This is a genomic window from Enterococcus sp. AZ141 (genome assembly GCF_051714385.1).
GTDB lineage: Bacteria > Bacillota > Bacilli > Lactobacillales > Enterococcaceae > Enterococcus_D > Enterococcus_D entomosocium.
The window spans coordinates 2,268,310-2,283,542 of the sequence record NZ_JBIORT010000001.1; the positions used below are offsets into that span (position 1 = coordinate 2,268,310).

The following is a 15,233-nucleotide window of genomic DNA, read 5'->3' on the forward strand; positions in this document are numbered from 1 at the left end:
TTCTTTTTGGCACAGCAAAACGGACAGATGGACCAAACAGAAGGGAAACTTTCAGTAGTAGCGACCAATTCGATCATTGCTGATATTACGGAAAACATTGCCGGTGATCGAATCGATCTTCACAGTATCGTACCAGTGGGGCGTGATCCCCATGAATATGAACCTTTAGTGGAAGATGTTCGAAAAGCGACCGATGCTGATCTTATCCTTTATAACGGCTTGAATCTAGAAACTGGCGGCAATGGCTGGTTTACCAAATTGATGAACAATGCCAATAAGGTAGAAAATGAAGATTACTTTGCCGTCAGTGATGGCGTGGATGTGCTTTATTTATCTGATGATGAAGACCACAGCAAAGCCGATCCTCATGCATGGTTAAATCTAGAAAACGGCATGATCTATGCCCGTAACATCGCTCAACGCCTGAGTGAAAAGGACCCTGACAATCGCTCTTTCTATGAAGAAAACCTTGAACGCTACTTGGCTTCATTAGAAGAACTGGATCAGCAAGCGAAGGAAAACTTCCAATCGATTCCTGAAGAGAAGAAATTGATCGTCACCAGTGAGGGAGCCTTCAAATACTTCTCTAAAGCCTATGGTGTACCGTCTGCCTATATTTGGGAAATCAATACCGAAGAAGAAGGTACCCCTGCGCAAATCAAAAACTTAGTGGATCAGCTGCAAAACTCAGCCGTCGCTTCCTTGTTTGTCGAAAGCAGCGTCAATACTCGTCCAATGCAAAGTGTTTCTCGTGATGCGGGCATTCCGATTTTCGGAACCGTCTTTACCGATTCGATTGCAGAACCGGGAGAAGAAGGCGACAGCTACTATAACATGATGAAGTGGAATCTCGAGACGATTTATCAAGGCTTGAATCAATAATACAAAAACATCCTTAGCTCGTTCTGGCTAAGGATGTTTTTTCGTCGTATTTTTGTGCTGGAGAAAAGCAAAGAGATAAAATCCGCAGCCCATCAAGGCAGCAAGAAATGCGATGACAGGAAAGTACAACCCCTGACCGTAAACATAGGCTGTATAAGCAAAGAAGGCGATCAAAAACCAGAGTGTTCCTGAGATGACCATTTTTTGGTTCTTCCTAATTGTTTAAAAGTATTTATTTGGTATATTTTAACACGATAGGGGCAAAAAGAAAATCAGCGAATCGAACGTTTGCTGAAACGATTTGCTGATTTTTTCCCAATTACAACGATGAACAGTTAAGAAACGTTCAATTGCTGTTGCGGTTCTAAATGGTAATAAAGGATCTCTGGCGGGACGCCGAGTCGGGCGGGAATCTTGGTCATACCGACCCCACTGGAAACACTCAATAAGGTCTCATTTCCTAAAAGGTAGAGCCCATCGGTATATTTCAACGCGCCCTTTGTTTTCGCATAATAAAAAGGCAAGCGAATCTGCCCGCCATGGCTATGGCCAGAAAGAATCAAGTCGTAGTTTGGCAGATTGGTGATCCGAGAAACATAATCGGGTTCATGGAGCAAAAGCAGCTGCCATTCTGCTAAGGTTGCTTCATAGGTAAAACTGACTTTCGGACTTTCTATATCGATACCGACAATATTCATCGACGTCTTGTCATCAGAACCAAAAACCGACTCATTATCAAGTAAGGTAAACCCTGCATGCTGGTATATTTCCTTAACAAAGTAATGACCGTCATTCAAATGGTCATGGTTCCCCATAACTGCGATCTTACCCAGAGGCGCTTGCAATTTTTTCAGCTTTTCGATCAGTCGCTTGGTTGAACGATGCGGCCATTTTTTATAATTATCGATCAGATCCCCCGTGATGATGATCAGATCCGGCTTGTTTTGGATCGTTGATCGAATGATGCGATTCATTCGTCTTGGTTTAAACCAACGAGAAAAATGGAGATCACTGATATGGGCAATCACGATATTGCTTTCTGCTTGGTAAAGGTCATAAGCTTTTGAAATATCTAAGACGGTGCGCTTGTCTTTTTTTATGAGATAATGCCGTTGTTTGAGAAGATGCGGTTCAATAATAAAGGAGTAAACTAGCAAGCCCGTAAGGAGGAATGCAATAAGAATGAGGGTGTACATGGCGTGGCTCCTTTTTTGATTTGCTAGTTTCTAGCATAGTAGATTCTTACAAAAAAAGCAATCATACGGAAGCAAAAATAACAAAAAATATCCATCGTATTTCGCTTGATTTTTCCATTAAAAAAGATACAAAAGAAGCTGCAACAGCCTATCTTTTGTATCCTAGATCGCAATTATTTGATTTTCACCAATCGTTTGAAGCGTGCCTTGTGTTTGACAGGGATCAAAGCCATGACACAATCATAAGGGACAGAGATGATCGCCCATGCGAGACTTTTACTTGAAGCAAAGGGATAGTTTTGCTGTAAGACAAAATGGCCACTGATCAAGGCAAAACCGATACTACCGACCCACAGCCATTGCGGGTCCCAATTCGTGAAGTGCTGGAGGGCTGTGATGACAAACGGATAGCCGTAAAAGTACAATGCAGTAAAAACGAAAGTGACATTTTTGGTTAATTGACGCAAGGTCAGTAAGAAAAACAAGCCAGAAAGAACGATACCCAATGGAGGAAACAGACTAACTAAGAAGGAATAAACGATGCCCCATACGATCATGCCAGGTCCTTTGACGAGAGCGGCTAAGACAAAGATAAAAAGTAGGAATAAGAGCTGTTGCGTAAAGTTTGCTGCTGTCAAAAGTCCGAAGAAACCAACCAATAACCAGTGAGAAAAAGTCGTTGTTTGATTCTTTTGTGGTGTCTGTTGCTGCAATTTTAGCCAGGTAGCAAAATTCGGGAAATCATGCTGGAAATTTCGCTGAAAATCGCTGTTGAATGCTTGATGGGCATTTTGCTGCCGATAGTAATGATATTGATGTTTTAACGTGCCTTTCGTTGCTGCTTTTTGGCCAGAAAAAAAGCGGCCGGGATCAATTTTTGATCGTTCCATATTTCCACCTCCATACAATTTCGTTACCTTCAGTATAGAGAAAATCAGCTTCGGCGTCCTCCAACTTTGGGCGGATTTTTTTTGCTTGCTGAAAGTTTTCTTAAACTGATGAAAAAAGCGAAGAGGATTCGTTTCTTAAACCGTCAAAATATGCTAGAGTATAGAAGGAATAAGGAGGAGATTTCATGATTTTTGATTCTCATACACATTTGAATGCAGAACAGTTTAACGAAGACATTCCCGAAACGGTCGCCCGTGCGCAAGAACTAGGAGTAACGGAGATGGCGGTCGTCGGTTTCGATCAGCCAACGATTGAAAAATCGTTAGCATTAAGCAAAGAATATCCTGGCATTTACAGTATTATCGGTTGGCATCCAACCGAAGCTGGTTCTTATACCCCACAAGTGGAAACCTATTTGCAAGAGCGCTTGGAACAACCAAAAGTCGTTGCCCTAGGTGAAATCGGTTTAGACTATCACTGGATGGAAGATCCGAAGGAAGTTCAAGAAAAGGTCTTTCGTCGGCAAATGGCGATCGCCCGTGAACATCAGCTGCCTATCAGTATTCATACCCGTGAAGCCTTAGAAGATACCTATGCGATCTTAAAGGATGAAAAAGTCCAAACGATCGGCGGCATCATGCACAGCTTTAGCGGGGACGGTGAATGGGCGAAAAAGTTCTTGGACCTAGGAATGTACATTTCCTTTAGTGGTGTCGTGACCTTCAAAAAGGCGACGGAGGTACAAGAAGCTGCGCAAGTCGTGCCACAAGATCGGCTACTCGTTGAGACTGACGCGCCGTATTTAGCCCCTGTTCCTTATCGCGGCAAGCGCAATGAACCGGGCTATACTCATTATGTAGTAGATAAAATCGCGGAGCTGCGGCAAGAAGCGGTAGCTGATGTTGCGGCCTACACGACAAAAAATGCCCATCGCTTGTTTAGGATCAATGACTAATAAACCGAAAATCGAAGAAATCATTGTCGTCGAAGGCAAAGACGACACCCGCCGATTGCAAGAAGTGTTCGATGTAGATACCATCGAGACGATCGGTTCGGCGATCGATGACACGATCCTTGATCAAATCGAGCACGCCCAAGAGACACGAGGGGTCATCGTGTTTACCGATCCCGATTTTTCGGGAGAAAAGATTCGCAAAATCATTATGGAAGTCGTTCCTGATGCCAAGCATGCCTTTTTACCGCGCAGTCAGGCAGCACCGAAAAGCAAGGGCAGTTTAGGCGTGGAACACGCCAGCCATGAAGCGTTGAAAGAAGCCTTGCGAAAAGTCGTAACCCCGATTGCTTCAAATGAAGTCAGTGAGGGGACCATTGATCGGCAACAGTTGTTAGCGTATGGCTTGATCGCAGGGGCTGGAGCGAAAGAGAAACGAGAGCGGTTGGGGGATCTTTTACGCATCGGCTATACGAACGGCAAACAATTAGAGAAGCGGCTGGCAATGTTTCGTATCACCGATGCAGAGTTGGCAGAAGCAATGAAAATAGTGGAGGAAGAATTGTGAAGGAAGAACGGGATATAGCAACCCCCTCAAGAACCAAAGAGATTTTAGCGAAACATGGCTTTACCTTTAAAAAAAGTTTAGGGCAAAACTTCTTAACAGAACCGAATATTTTACGGAAAATCGTAAAAACTGCAGGCATCGACGAGACGACAAACGTCATTGAGGTTGGTCCTGGAATCGGTGCGCTGACCGAACAGTTGGCAAAACATGCCAAGCAAGTGTTGGCGTTTGAAATTGATGATCGGTTGATCCCAGTGTTAGCCGACACAATGCAGCCATATCAAAATGTGAAAATCATTCATCAAGATGTCTTGCAAGCAGATCTGGCAACGACCATTCAGTCAGCATTCAGCGATACGGCTGCTTCATTAAAAGTTGTCGCAAATTTGCCTTACTACATCACTACGCCAATTATGATGCACTTTTTAGAGTCTCAGGTAAAAGTAGATGAAATGGTCGTGATGATGCAAAAAGAAGTGGCAGATCGAATCTCAGCAGTTCCCGGGACTAAAGCCTATGGCTCGTTGTCGATCGCTGTGCAATACTACATGGAAGCAAAACTGGCATTCATCGTCCCGAAAACCGTTTTTGTGCCCCAACCGAATGTTGATTCGGCTATTTTGAAATTGACGCGTCGATCACAACCAGCAGTCGCAGTCACCGATGAAAAAGAGTTTTTCAAATTAACGAAAGCAGCCTTTCAGCTGCGTCGTAAAACCCTTTGGAACAATTTGCAAAATAGCTATGGAAAAGATGAAACAACCAAACAGTGGTTGGCAGACAGCTTAGAAGCAAGTGGGATCGATCCGAAACGACGTGGAGAAACGCTGTCGTTAGCGGAATTTGCCAAATTAAGCAATGAAATGCAAGCGCGTAAAGGATAACTTCAATAAAAACGGATGTTGAATAAACATTCGTTTTTTTGTGTCTTGACACCTTGTGGAAATACCAGTAGAATAAGCAAGACAGAACTGTCATGACACATTGAAGGAGAGAGTATAAATGAAAAATCATTCCATCCGCCATTTAACGATCGCTGCATTGTTGATCGGCATGGGGATCGTCATTCCCATGGTAATGCCCAAAATCGTCATCGGACCAGCATCTTTTACCTTAGCTAGCCATGTGCCCGTCTTTGTGGCGATGTTCTTTTCACCTGCGATGGCGATCGCGGTAGCTTTAGGAACGACCTTTGGCTTTTTCTTAACACTGCCACCCATCATTGCTTTACGGGCATTGTCCCATGTTGTTTTTGCCGTCATCGGTGCCTTTTATTTACAGAAGCACCCAGATATTTTACTAAAAAATGGCAAACCCTCTTTATTGAATATCAAATTTCAGAGCTTTAACTTGATTATCGGACTGATCCATTCTGCCGTTGAAATGGCAGTCGTTGCCGCCTTTTACTTCACAGGAAATGTACCAGGGACCGCATTCGATGGTAATTTCTACTATTTCTTGTTCGTTTTGATGGGGATCGGCGGGTTGATCCATAGCTTGATCGATTTCAATTTGGCTTATTTTGTTGCAGGTGCCTTAAGCAAACAATTTGATATTCGTTCGTTTTCAAAAGCAAAAGGACGCTTTATCCAGAAACAGAAGAAAGCGGCATAAGCGCCAGTTTGAATAGACCCGCTGCCTAAACGGGTCTATTTTTTTGTGTTTAGATTAAGAAAATACTCCTTCCTAAAAAGTTTATTATAGTGAAATAATAAACAGAAATAAGTTATAATATACAAGAGGAGGAAGTAGATGAAGAAGAAAAAGTTAAAACGGTTACTTTTAGGTATGTTCGTCTTGATGCTCTTCTTTCTGCTGATTTTTTATGACAGTAAGAATGGGCAGTCCCCCTTTGAAAAGATAGAGGATGAATTGACACTAGCACTTTCGGATGAAGAACAAACACCAGAGCCTGAATACAGTGACGTTATTCAATTGGACGTTCCGTTAGAAAATCAATTCGATGAAGTTACGTTAGGAAATGGTTGTGAAGTAACGGCTTTATCGATGCTCTTGAATTTTTACGGATTTGATACCAATAAAAATCAATTGGCAGAAGAATTAGTGTATGTCCCACTTTATGAGGATTATAATCACCATGGAGATCCGCGAGAAGGCTTTGTTGGAAACATCTATGGCGGCGATAGCGCGATGGGTGTTGACGTAGAACCGATCACTGATGTCGCCGAAAGTATTGTAAAAGAGCAATATGAAGTCGTTAGTGGACGAGACAAAAGTTTTGATGAGATCGTCAAAGTCCTGCAATCTGGGAAACCAGTTTGGATGATCGCGACGTTAGAATTACAAGTACCTACCGATGCTGATTTCTTTCAATGGAATACCCAAAATGGCGAAATCCTTGTGACTGCATTGATCCATTCGGTAGTGATCACTGGCATCGATGGTGATACGATGTATGTCAACGACCCTTATGGGCATAAGGATCGCGAAGTCAGCAAAGAAGACTTAGCAGCGATCTATGAAAAAATGGGTCAGCAATACTTATATTTAGAAGAAATCTAAGAAAAAGTCTCAACTTGCCGTTGACAGTAAATGAAAAAACAATTATAATTTTTTAAAATTAAACAAAGAATTCGATAACGTTGAAGAGAAGAGTAGCAGATCAACAAAGGTACAGAGACTCCGGTTGGTGAAAAAGGAGACATGCGGTGATCAGTGAAGATGAGCTCTGAGTTTTTTTGTTGGTTCACGCCAGCAAAACGGCATGCGCCCGTTACAGCGCCAAGTATCATAGTGTACTGTTGAGGTGTTATTTGTGAGAATAGCACGAATTAGGGTGGTAACGCGCATCAAGTCGTCCCTTTTATCCATAAGGATAAAAGGGCGGCTTTTTTTGTTTTTCACAGCCGAAACTGTTCGCTTTCTCTTCAACAAGAAATTTATCTGTAAGGGGTTGAATCAATGCCAATCATTATTCCCAAAGAATTACCCGCTGCAGCGGTCCTGCAAAAAGAAAATGTCTTTGCCTTACTGCAGCATAAAGCGGCGAAGCAAGAGATCCGTCCCTTGAAAATCGCGATCGTCAATTTGATGCCGAAAAAGATCGCTACAGAAAATCAGTTGTTGCGTTTACTTTCCCAAAGTCCACTGCAAATTGAGGTGACTTTACTAAAAATGAAATACCACGAAAGCAAAAACACCTCTGTCGATCACATGGAAAAGTTTTATCAAGAATTTTCAGTGATCCAGCCGCAACGATTCGATGGCTTGATCATCACCGGAGCCCCAGTTGAAAAAATGGCATTCGAAGCCATTGACTATTGGCAAGAACTACAAAAAATCATGGATTGGAGTCAGACGAATTGCACTTCAGTCCTACATATTTGCTGGGGGGCACAAGCGGGGCTTTATTACCATTACGGTATCGACAAAGTGTTGTACCAAAGCAAATTGTTCGGTGTCTTCGAACAAACAGTCACGCATTTTCATCCACTGGTTCGGGGCTTTGACGACGTCTTTTATACACCGCATTCGCGCTATACTGGCATCGATGATGTCCAGCTGGCCCAAGCGCCTTTAGAAATATTGGCAGCGGGCGTTGAAACAGGGCCTTCCATCTTCGTATCAGAAGATCATAAAAATGCCTTCTTGCTAGGACATTTTGAATACCATTCAGCGACCTTGAATGAAGAGTACTTGCGAGACATGGAACGGGGCTTAGATACCGCGTTGCCCAAAAATTACTTTGCTTATGACCGCTTAGGGGGAAAAATCACCAACCGTTGGCGGGGACATGCCTCTTTGTTTTTCAGCAATTGGATCAATGAAACCTATTTGCGAACGCCGTATGACCTGTCCGTCATGCCAACGAAAGAAGGTTACCGAATTGGCAGTGAGCCAGAAGGTCGGGTGAGTATCAATGACGATTGAGCATTTTCTCTCCCACTATGCCAGGCAGCGAAAAGGCACCAATTCTTTAAAATGGGATCTTGTGGATCAACGGTTCCAAGGAGAAAAGCTTTTGCCTTTATGGGTAGCTGATATGGATTTTGCGGCGCCAAAGGCAGTGGAAGAAGCCTTGCAGCAACTGGTTGCTCAAGGAACCTTTGGCTATGCGATTCCCCCCTCAGGCTATTTTTTAGCCTATCAAGCTTGGCAAGATCGCCACTGGGGGACGAAATTCGAAGAAAAATGGCTCTCGTTTTCCACAGGGGTCGTCCAATCTTTGGTTGATTTGCTTCATTGTTTCACAGAACCTGACGATGGCATCTTGATCCAGCCGCCCGTCTATTATCCCTTTTTTGACAGCATCAAAGAGACGAAAAGGCGCTTGATAGAAGCACCCTTGCAAAAGGTGAAGAATTCCTATCAAATCGATTTTGCTGCTTTTGAAGCCAAAATCATTGAAGAAAAAGTGAAACTATTTATTCTCTGCTCCCCCCACAATCCAGTAGGGCGGGTCTGGCAAGAGAAAGAATTGCATCAGGTATTGGCAATTTGCCAAAAACATGAGGTTGTCGTGATCGCCGACGAGATCCATCGCGAGCTGATACTCGGTGACCAGCAATTTGTTTCGGCAATAACGGTGGCGCAGCGTTTAAGATTTGAAAAACTGATCGTTGTCGATTCACCGTCAAAAACCTTTAACTTAGCAGGGTTATTGCTGTCTCACGTTTGGATTCCAGATTTAGAGATGCGCACAACCTATCACGCGTGGTGCCGACAATACAAGCAGACGGAAGTTAATTGTTTTGGTCTAACTGCTGCCAAAGCCGCTTATGAATCGGGAGATCAATGGCTAGCTGATCTGCTCTCAGTGGTTGTTGCCAATGAAGAAATGATCCGCCAGCAACTGCAAGAAGCATTTCCCAAGATTGAGCTCCTGCCCTTAGAAGGAACCTATCTTCTCTGGGTGGATCTGAGGCAAGTCATCGCCAAAGAACGAACCAAGCAGGTGGTCCAAGATACTGCCGGTCTAGCAGTCGATTATGGGGAATGGTTCGCCAAAGACGGTCAGGGCATGATTCGTCTGAATCTTGCGACAACACCAACGATCATTCAAAAAGCCCTTGATCGTTTGATCGAGGCAATCAAAAAGGAGGAACGACATGACCATTGATACAGCAACTTTTCTCGCCCAATTAGGCAATCATTCGGATCAGCAAACCGGGGCGATTAGTCCGCCAATTTATCTTTCCACGACCTTTGCACATCCTGAATTGGGGCAAAGTACCGGCTATGATTATACTAGGACCAAAAATCCGACCCGGGATATTTTAGAAGCAGGCTTTGCCGAATTAGAAAAAGGGGCTCGGGCAGTAGTGACCAGTTCTGGCATGAGTGCGATCGCTTTGATTTTTGATTTATTTGCCAGCGGCAGCCGCTTTTTGGTTTCTCGTGACTTGTACGGCGGTAGCTTTCGCTATTTTGCGGAACTGGAAAATAGCCAGCGGGCCTTTTTCGATACCTTCAGTACTTTAGCCGAATTAAGTGAAAAATTAACTGACGAGGTAACGGCTGTCTTCTTAGAGACCCCGACGAATCCTTTGATGACCGTGACGGATATTGCTGAAACCGCCAAGCTTGCCCACGAACAGGGGGCGCTATTGATCGTAGATAATACCTTTTTGACGCCCTTACGGCAGTTGCCCTTAGAAGAAGGCGCGGATCTAGTGATCCATTCAGGCACCAAATTCTTATCTGGCCACAATGATATTTTGGCTGGTGTCGTGATCGCCAAAGATGCGCAAGTAGGGGAGCGTTTGAATTATTTAGCCAATACTTCAGGCCCGACTTTGAGCAGCTTTGATACGTGGTTATTTATCCGAAGTTTAAAGACGCTGCCGTTGCGCTTTGAACGACAGGAAGCCAACGCCAAGGAAGTCGGCCGTTTTTTACGAGCCCATCCGGCGATCAAAGAGGTGCTGTACCCGAATGCCGGCGCGATGATCAGTATTCGGGTGCTTGATGAAACCAAAATCAGCGGCTTCTTAGCGGCATTAAAGGTTTTTACCTTTGCAGAAAGCCTAGGTGGTGTGGAAAGTCTTATCACGTATCCAACGACACAGACTCACGCCGATATTCCTCAAGAGGTACGAGAATCTTATGGATTGACGCCGGATCTTTTACGGATCTCCATTGGGATCGAAAGTAGTAAAGATTTGATCGATGACTTAGAAAATGCACTGAAGATATTCAAATAACCCGACCACAGATCAGCTAGTTAAAAACTTACTTTTGTAGAGTAATTTTATTGACAGTTTTAGTTGTATAGGATAAAGTTACACTACATATGAATAGTGAGTCCGATGTTTTCGGTTGACGGCAACAGGCATTTGCCATTTCTCCTTTGAAAAAACAATTTGTTTTGAGAAACAGAGGTGAAATTGGTCTAGTTGAGCAATACGTCAAGAAAACGGGACGATTGATCTGAGGAGGGAACAAAAGGGGAAAAAGGGATGAAAAGAAACGTAGTAAAGGGATTGGCAACAGGGGCTCTTGGATTGCTGGCATTGTTCAGCTTCGCCGCTTGCGGCAGCAGTCAAGCAGATGAGGAAGCCACCGTTGTCAAATTGGGTGTCGTGGGTGAGCAAAACGAAGCCTGGGAACATGTGCAGGAAGAATTGAAGGAAAACGAAAATATCGACTTGCAATTGGTGAAATTCACCGATTATCGTCAGCCAATCGTGGCGCTTGAGGATGGCTCAATTGACCTTCACGCAGCATTGACGGAGATTTTTATGGACAATGTCAACGAAGAAAGTGGTTATTCCAACACGACGATTGCCTATACGACATTAAACCCACTTGGTATTTATTCCGATAAAATCACCGATGTCAACGAATTGGCAGATGGTGCTACGGTGGCTTTACCCAATGATGTCTCAAATGAGAGCCGTGCACTATTACTCTTACAGACCGCCGGTTTGATCACTTTGGATGAATCAAAAGGTTTACTGCCAACAACCAGTGATGTCATTGACAATCCCAAAGCCCTGAAATTTGAGCTACTTGACTCCAATCAAACTGCTCGGGCAATGACCGATGTCGACATTTCTTTGATCAATAATGGCATGGCCGTCGATGCTGGTTTGGTTCCTACAGAAGATGCGATTTTCTTAGAACCTGTGGCTGATTCCTCCAAGCCTTATTATAATGTGATCGCTGCGCGAGCAGACGAAGCAGACAATGACGTTTACCAAACGGTCGTTCGATATTATCAGACCGATGAAGTAAAAGCAATCATCGAGGAAGTAACAAAGAAATCTAGTATACCTGTATGGGAATAGAAAGTTAAAAACGACTATTACTATATAGGAACAGGAAGTAGGATGGAAAAATGATAAATTGGAAAAAAGGTTTAGCAAGTGTTGCCGTCGTTGGACTAGGATTTGTTCTAGCAGCCTGCGGTGGATCAAATACAGAAGAAACGTCAACCAGTAGTGCAGCTGGAGCTGGGGATGATTCAACATTCACTTATGCGATCAGCGGGGACCCATCGTCCACTAACCCGATCAACACCAGTGATCGTTGGGGATTGACAGTGACAAACATGATCTATTCTCCACTAGTTACAGTGGAAGCAGACGGAACAACACAAAATGCGTTGGCAGAATCAGTGGAACCAGCTGAAGACGGCCTTTCATTGACAGTACATTTGAAACAAGATGTGAAATGGTCAGATGGCGAAGACTTTACCGCCGATGACGTTGTTTTCACATATGAACAAAAAGTCAAAAAAGAAAATGGCAATGCCGATTCCCTTTGGGTCGACGACCAACCAATCGCGATCGAAAAAGTGGATGAATACACCGTCAAATTCGTGTTGCCGACACCGAGTGCGGCAGCGATCAGCAATATTGCAACCGAAACATACATCATTCCCGAGCATATCTTTAAAGATGTTACCGACTTCTCTGTCAGTGAACTGCCTGAAAAACCAGTCGGCACTGGTCCGTATCAACTGAAAGAATACAAACGTGGTGAGTACTTTACTTTTGAAGCCAATGAAAACTATTATGGCGGCAAGCCTTCGATTCAAAATGTGACGTTGCGCATCATCGAAAGTACCGATACTGCGAAAGTCGCTTTGCAAAAAGGGGAAGTGGATGCAGCCGTTGTCTTGCCTTCAGATATTGAAGACTTAGATGATGAGCAGATCTCTGTTTATCCTTATACTGAAAACCGTGTTGGTTATCTAGGCTTGAACACTCACTCAGATGCTTTGCAAGATGTGAAAGTTCGAAAAGCAGTTCTCTATGCGTTGAACAAAGATGAATTAAATCAAGCAGCATATTTAGATGAAGAGTATTATGCAACACCATATTCATTCTTGCCACCGAACAACCCATACGTCACTGATGATGTTGAAAAATATGAGACGAATGCTGAAAAAGCAAAAGAACTTTTACAAGAAGCTGGTGTGACTGATTTGTCATTGAATTTGGCTTTCAACTCAACCGATCCAGCCCAAACGATCCAAGCTACGTTGATCCAACAACAATTGCAACAAGCAGGCATAACGGTTACACTTGAAGGTGGCGATGGTACAGCGATCTTTACCGAGTTGAAGAAACCTGATTCAACGAAGTACAACTTATTCCTTGGCGGGTATATCATGGGAAATGACCCTGACTTATACGGCAGTCTATTTGAAACTGGCGGTAGTGCCAACTACTTCCAAAGCAATAGCGAAACCATTGACAATTTGTTTGCCCAAGCAGCAGTTGAATTAGACACGGACAAACGTGAAGCATTGTATGATGATTTGCAAAAGGCCATTGCTGACGAAGCGATCATTTACCCAATCGTTGACAACAAGAAAATCCTAGCGGTCAATAACCGAATTGGTAATGTAGAAGATGCAGGTTTGATCCCAATCTATACATTCGAAGATATGTCTAAATTGACAATCAAGTAAATCCATTGGCTGTGATAAAGAGGAATCTTTTTTATCACAGCTTTTTTCTATGAAAAAGAAAGTAGGTCAGTTATGTTTCGATACATTGCAAAACGAGTATTGCAAGCAATCCCTTTGCTGTTTGTGATCTCTTTTATCGTTTTTTCACTTATACATATCGCACCGTATGATGTGATCGACTCCATCACGACACCCAATATGTCGCAAGAGCAAATCGATCTTTTGCGGCAGCGCTATGGCTTGGATCAACCCTTTTTGGTTCAATATTTTCTTTGGATCAGAAATATTCTTACCGGTAATCTTGGCTTTTCTTTGGTGTCTCAAAGTAGTATTTCACAAGAACTTGCGACTCGGATTCCCAATACCATGCGCCTAGTGATCCCCGCTTATTTGACTGCCTTGTTGTTGGCCATCATTTTGGGCCTGTTGGCTGCTGCCAACAAAGGAAAGATTTGGGATCGGATCATTGACGCTGTGGCATCTCTAGGAATCGCTGTGCCGACCTTCTGGTTTGCGATGATCTTGATTTATGTGTTTGGTTACTTATTAAATATGTTTCCAATCATTGGCATGTATACGGTCGGTAAAGAAGGGGATTTTGGCGATTTTCTGCAGCATTTTATTTTGCCTTATACCACATTGACTGTCGCCTTCTTCCCAGATTTGACGCGGTATATTCGGGCATCAGCGACACAACAAGTTTCAGAAGACTACGTGATGGTGCAACGGGCATTTCATGCCAGCAAATGGCAGATTTTCAGCCGTCATATTAGTCGAAATATTTTGATTCCCGTTGTCACCCAAATCGGCTTGGCGTTGCCGATGTTAGTTACCGGTGCGATCATTACAGAAACGATCTACGGCTGGCCGGGCGTCGGCCCTTACTTGATGAGTGCGACGAAAAGCCTCGATTATCCTGTGATCATGGCCATCATGCTGTTGTCAGCAACACTGGTCATCTTAGGGAATTTGTTAGCGGATGTATTATACTCCGTGGTTGATCCACGTATCCGTAAAGGAGGGAGTAAGTAATGAAACGTTTCAAAAAAATCAGTGAAGTCATGCTTGCTTCGCCCATCTATACCTTTTCTGTCGTTTTCCTGACGTTATTGATTATTTTGTCGCTTGTTGCACCTTTGATCCCCATCGATCCTAATGCAACGGATGTCAGCAACATGTCACAGCCGCCGAGTTGGTCTCATTTATTTGGAACCGATGAAGTGGGGCGAGATTACTTTATTCGGGTCGTCTACGGCGGTCGGGTATCATTGTTTGTAGGTGTTTTGGCAATGATCACAGCGACGTTTATTGGGACTCTTGTCGGTCTTGTTTCTGGCTACTTTGGCGGTTGGATCGACAACCTGCTGATGCGGCTCGTCGATGTATTGTCATCGATTCCTTGGTTGGTGTTAGTGATCGTTTTGAGCGTCTTTTTACGTCCCGGACTAACCACGATTATTATTGTGATCGGCGGCTTCTCCTGGATGAACATCGCTCGTTTGATTCGTGGTGAAACGTTAGCGGCGAAAGAACGGGAATATGTCGCTTACGGGAAATTTATCGGACGTTCTTCATTTAGTATTATCGTGAAGCATGTTTTCCCAGCAGTGCTTCCTACCTTGATCGTTGCGGCATCTGCAAGTATTTCAGGAGCGATCATGACCGAATCGGCTTTGAGTTTTCTAGGCTTAGGAATACAGCAACCGATGGCTTCGTGGGGCAGTCTGTTGCAAAACGCGCAAAACAGCTTGCAGCGGGCACCATACATGGCGATTCTTCCAGGGCTCTTTGTTATTTTCACCATCTATTCCTTTAACAATATCGGCGACATGATCAAACATGTCTTGCAGAGAGAGGTGTGAC

At 43.7% G+C, this 15,233-nt stretch carries 16 protein-coding genes; 13 read left to right on the forward strand and 3 right to left on the reverse strand.

From position 1 onward, the window contains the following. Positions 1-6 precede the first annotated feature (6 nt). Positions 7-882, forward strand: coding sequence for a metal ABC transporter solute-binding protein, Zn/Mn family (locus tag IGI89_RS10495; RefSeq protein WP_050790983.1), 876 nt, complete (start codon positions 7-9; stop codon positions 880-882). A gap of 27 nt (positions 883-909) precedes the next feature. Here IGI89_RS10495 and IGI89_RS10500 read toward each other — a convergent pair whose 3' ends face one another. The 3 genes from IGI89_RS10500 to IGI89_RS10510 form a co-directional block, all read right to left on the reverse strand. Continuing rightward, positions 910-1,083, reverse strand: coding sequence for a hypothetical protein (locus tag IGI89_RS10500; RefSeq protein ID WP_005234804.1), 174 nt, complete (start codon positions 1,081-1,083; stop codon positions 910-912). Between the two features lie 134 nt (positions 1,084-1,217). Then, complete coding sequence (locus tag IGI89_RS10505; protein ID WP_005234806.1) at positions 1,218-2,078, reverse strand: metallophosphoesterase; 861 nt, start codon at positions 2,076-2,078, stop codon at positions 1,218-1,220. 173 nt (positions 2,079-2,251) lie between these two features. Then, the gene (locus IGI89_RS10510) at positions 2,252-2,968 is read right to left on the reverse strand and encodes a hypothetical protein (protein ID WP_438735634.1); all 717 of its coding nucleotides are present in this window, start codon (positions 2,966-2,968) and stop codon (positions 2,252-2,254) included. Positions 2,969-3,153: 185 nt separating this feature from the next. Here IGI89_RS10510 and IGI89_RS10515 point away from each other — a divergent pair, with 185 nt between their 5' ends. The 12 genes from IGI89_RS10515 to IGI89_RS10570 all read left to right on the forward strand — a co-directional run bounded on the left by IGI89_RS10515 (position 3,154) and on the right by IGI89_RS10570 (position 15,232). Further along, positions 3,154-3,924 carry a TatD family hydrolase gene (locus IGI89_RS10515; protein WP_005225534.1) on the forward strand — a complete coding sequence of 257 codons (771 nt, stop codon included), beginning with the start codon at positions 3,154-3,156 and terminating at the stop codon, positions 3,922-3,924. Then, positions 3,917-4,489 (forward strand): ribonuclease M5, encoded by a 573-nt coding sequence (rnmV, locus tag IGI89_RS10520; protein ID WP_118214878.1) that lies wholly within the window; start codon positions 3,917-3,919, stop codon positions 4,487-4,489. The genes IGI89_RS10515 and rnmV overlap by 8 nt, the downstream gene beginning before the upstream one ends. Next, positions 4,486-5,373 carry a 16S rRNA (adenine(1518)-N(6)/adenine(1519)-N(6))-dimethyltransferase RsmA gene (gene rsmA, locus IGI89_RS10525; RefSeq protein WP_438735635.1) on the forward strand — a complete coding sequence of 296 codons (888 nt, stop codon included), beginning with the start codon at positions 4,486-4,488 and terminating at the stop codon, positions 5,371-5,373. The genes rnmV and rsmA overlap by 4 nt, the downstream gene beginning before the upstream one ends. Positions 5,374-5,491: 118 nt before the next feature. After that, positions 5,492-6,103 (forward strand): hypothetical protein, encoded by a 612-nt coding sequence (locus IGI89_RS10530; RefSeq protein WP_005225537.1) that lies wholly within the window; start codon positions 5,492-5,494, stop codon positions 6,101-6,103. A gap of 138 nt (positions 6,104-6,241) precedes the next feature. After that, positions 6,242-7,012, forward strand: coding sequence for a C39 family peptidase (locus IGI89_RS10535; RefSeq protein WP_016613561.1), 771 nt, complete (start codon positions 6,242-6,244; stop codon positions 7,010-7,012). A gap of 399 nt (positions 7,013-7,411) precedes the next feature. Continuing rightward, positions 7,412-8,380 carry a homoserine O-succinyltransferase gene (locus IGI89_RS10540; protein WP_244732169.1) on the forward strand — a complete coding sequence of 323 codons (969 nt, stop codon included), beginning with the start codon at positions 7,412-7,414 and terminating at the stop codon, positions 8,378-8,380. Further along, positions 8,370-9,569 carry a MalY/PatB family protein gene (locus tag IGI89_RS10545; protein ID WP_438735636.1) on the forward strand — a complete coding sequence of 400 codons (1,200 nt, stop codon included), beginning with the start codon at positions 8,370-8,372 and terminating at the stop codon, positions 9,567-9,569. The genes IGI89_RS10540 and IGI89_RS10545 overlap by 11 nt, the downstream gene beginning before the upstream one ends. Continuing rightward, positions 9,559-10,653: an aminotransferase class I/II-fold pyridoxal phosphate-dependent enzyme gene (locus IGI89_RS10550; RefSeq protein ID WP_438735637.1), complete on the forward strand. Its 1,095-nt coding sequence runs from the start codon at positions 9,559-9,561 to the stop codon at positions 10,651-10,653. Before IGI89_RS10545 ends, IGI89_RS10550 begins: the two co-directional genes overlap by 11 nt. A 255-nt stretch (positions 10,654-10,908) precedes the next feature. Next, positions 10,909-11,739 carry a MetQ/NlpA family ABC transporter substrate-binding protein gene (locus IGI89_RS10555; protein WP_005234826.1) on the forward strand — a complete coding sequence of 277 codons (831 nt, stop codon included), beginning with the start codon at positions 10,909-10,911 and terminating at the stop codon, positions 11,737-11,739. Positions 11,740-11,789: 50 nt separating this feature from the next. Beyond that, complete coding sequence (locus IGI89_RS10560; protein WP_244732163.1) at positions 11,790-13,370, forward strand: ABC transporter substrate-binding protein; 1,581 nt, start codon at positions 11,790-11,792, stop codon at positions 13,368-13,370. A gap of 72 nt (positions 13,371-13,442) precedes the next feature. Next, positions 13,443-14,402, forward strand: coding sequence for an ABC transporter permease (locus IGI89_RS10565; RefSeq protein ID WP_005234830.1), 960 nt, complete (start codon positions 13,443-13,445; stop codon positions 14,400-14,402). Further along, positions 14,402-15,232 (forward strand): ABC transporter permease, encoded by an 831-nt coding sequence (locus tag IGI89_RS10570; RefSeq protein ID WP_005234832.1) that lies wholly within the window; start codon positions 14,402-14,404, stop codon positions 15,230-15,232. The genes IGI89_RS10565 and IGI89_RS10570 overlap by 1 nt, the downstream gene beginning before the upstream one ends. Position 15,233 lies beyond the last annotated feature (1 nt).

Excerpts from the sequence above, each read along its gene's own strand:
- IGI89_RS10500 (WP_005234804.1), bottom strand. The coding sequence starts at position 1,083 with ATGGTCATCTCAGGAACACTCTGGTTTTTGATCGCCTTCTTTGCTTAT.
- IGI89_RS10505 (WP_005234806.1), bottom strand. The coding sequence starts at position 2,078 with ATGTACACCCTCATTCTTATTGCATTCCTCCTTACGGGCTTGCTAGTT.
- IGI89_RS10510 (WP_438735634.1), bottom strand. The coding sequence starts at position 2,968 with ATGGAACGATCAAAAATTGATCCCGGCCGCTTTTTTTCTGGCCAAAAA.
- IGI89_RS10515 (WP_005225534.1), top strand. The coding sequence starts at position 3,154 with ATGATTTTTGATTCTCATACACATTTGAATGCAGAACAGTTTAACGAA.
- rnmV (WP_118214878.1), top strand. The coding sequence starts at position 3,917 with ATGACTAATAAACCGAAAATCGAAGAAATCATTGTCGTCGAAGGCAAA.
- IGI89_RS10530 (WP_005225537.1), top strand. The coding sequence starts at position 5,492 with ATGAAAAATCATTCCATCCGCCATTTAACGATCGCTGCATTGTTGATC.
- IGI89_RS10535 (WP_016613561.1), top strand. The coding sequence starts at position 6,242 with ATGAAGAAGAAAAAGTTAAAACGGTTACTTTTAGGTATGTTCGTCTTG.
- IGI89_RS10540 (WP_244732169.1), top strand. The coding sequence starts at position 7,412 with ATGCCAATCATTATTCCCAAAGAATTACCCGCTGCAGCGGTCCTGCAA.
- IGI89_RS10545 (WP_438735636.1), top strand. The coding sequence starts at position 8,370 with ATGACGATTGAGCATTTTCTCTCCCACTATGCCAGGCAGCGAAAAGGC.
- IGI89_RS10550 (WP_438735637.1), top strand. The coding sequence starts at position 9,559 with ATGACCATTGATACAGCAACTTTTCTCGCCCAATTAGGCAATCATTCG.
- IGI89_RS10555 (WP_005234826.1), top strand. The coding sequence starts at position 10,909 with ATGAAAAGAAACGTAGTAAAGGGATTGGCAACAGGGGCTCTTGGATTG.
- IGI89_RS10560 (WP_244732163.1), top strand. The coding sequence starts at position 11,790 with ATGATAAATTGGAAAAAAGGTTTAGCAAGTGTTGCCGTCGTTGGACTA.
- IGI89_RS10565 (WP_005234830.1), top strand. The coding sequence starts at position 13,443 with ATGTTTCGATACATTGCAAAACGAGTATTGCAAGCAATCCCTTTGCTG.
- IGI89_RS10570 (WP_005234832.1), top strand. The coding sequence starts at position 14,402 with ATGAAACGTTTCAAAAAAATCAGTGAAGTCATGCTTGCTTCGCCCATC.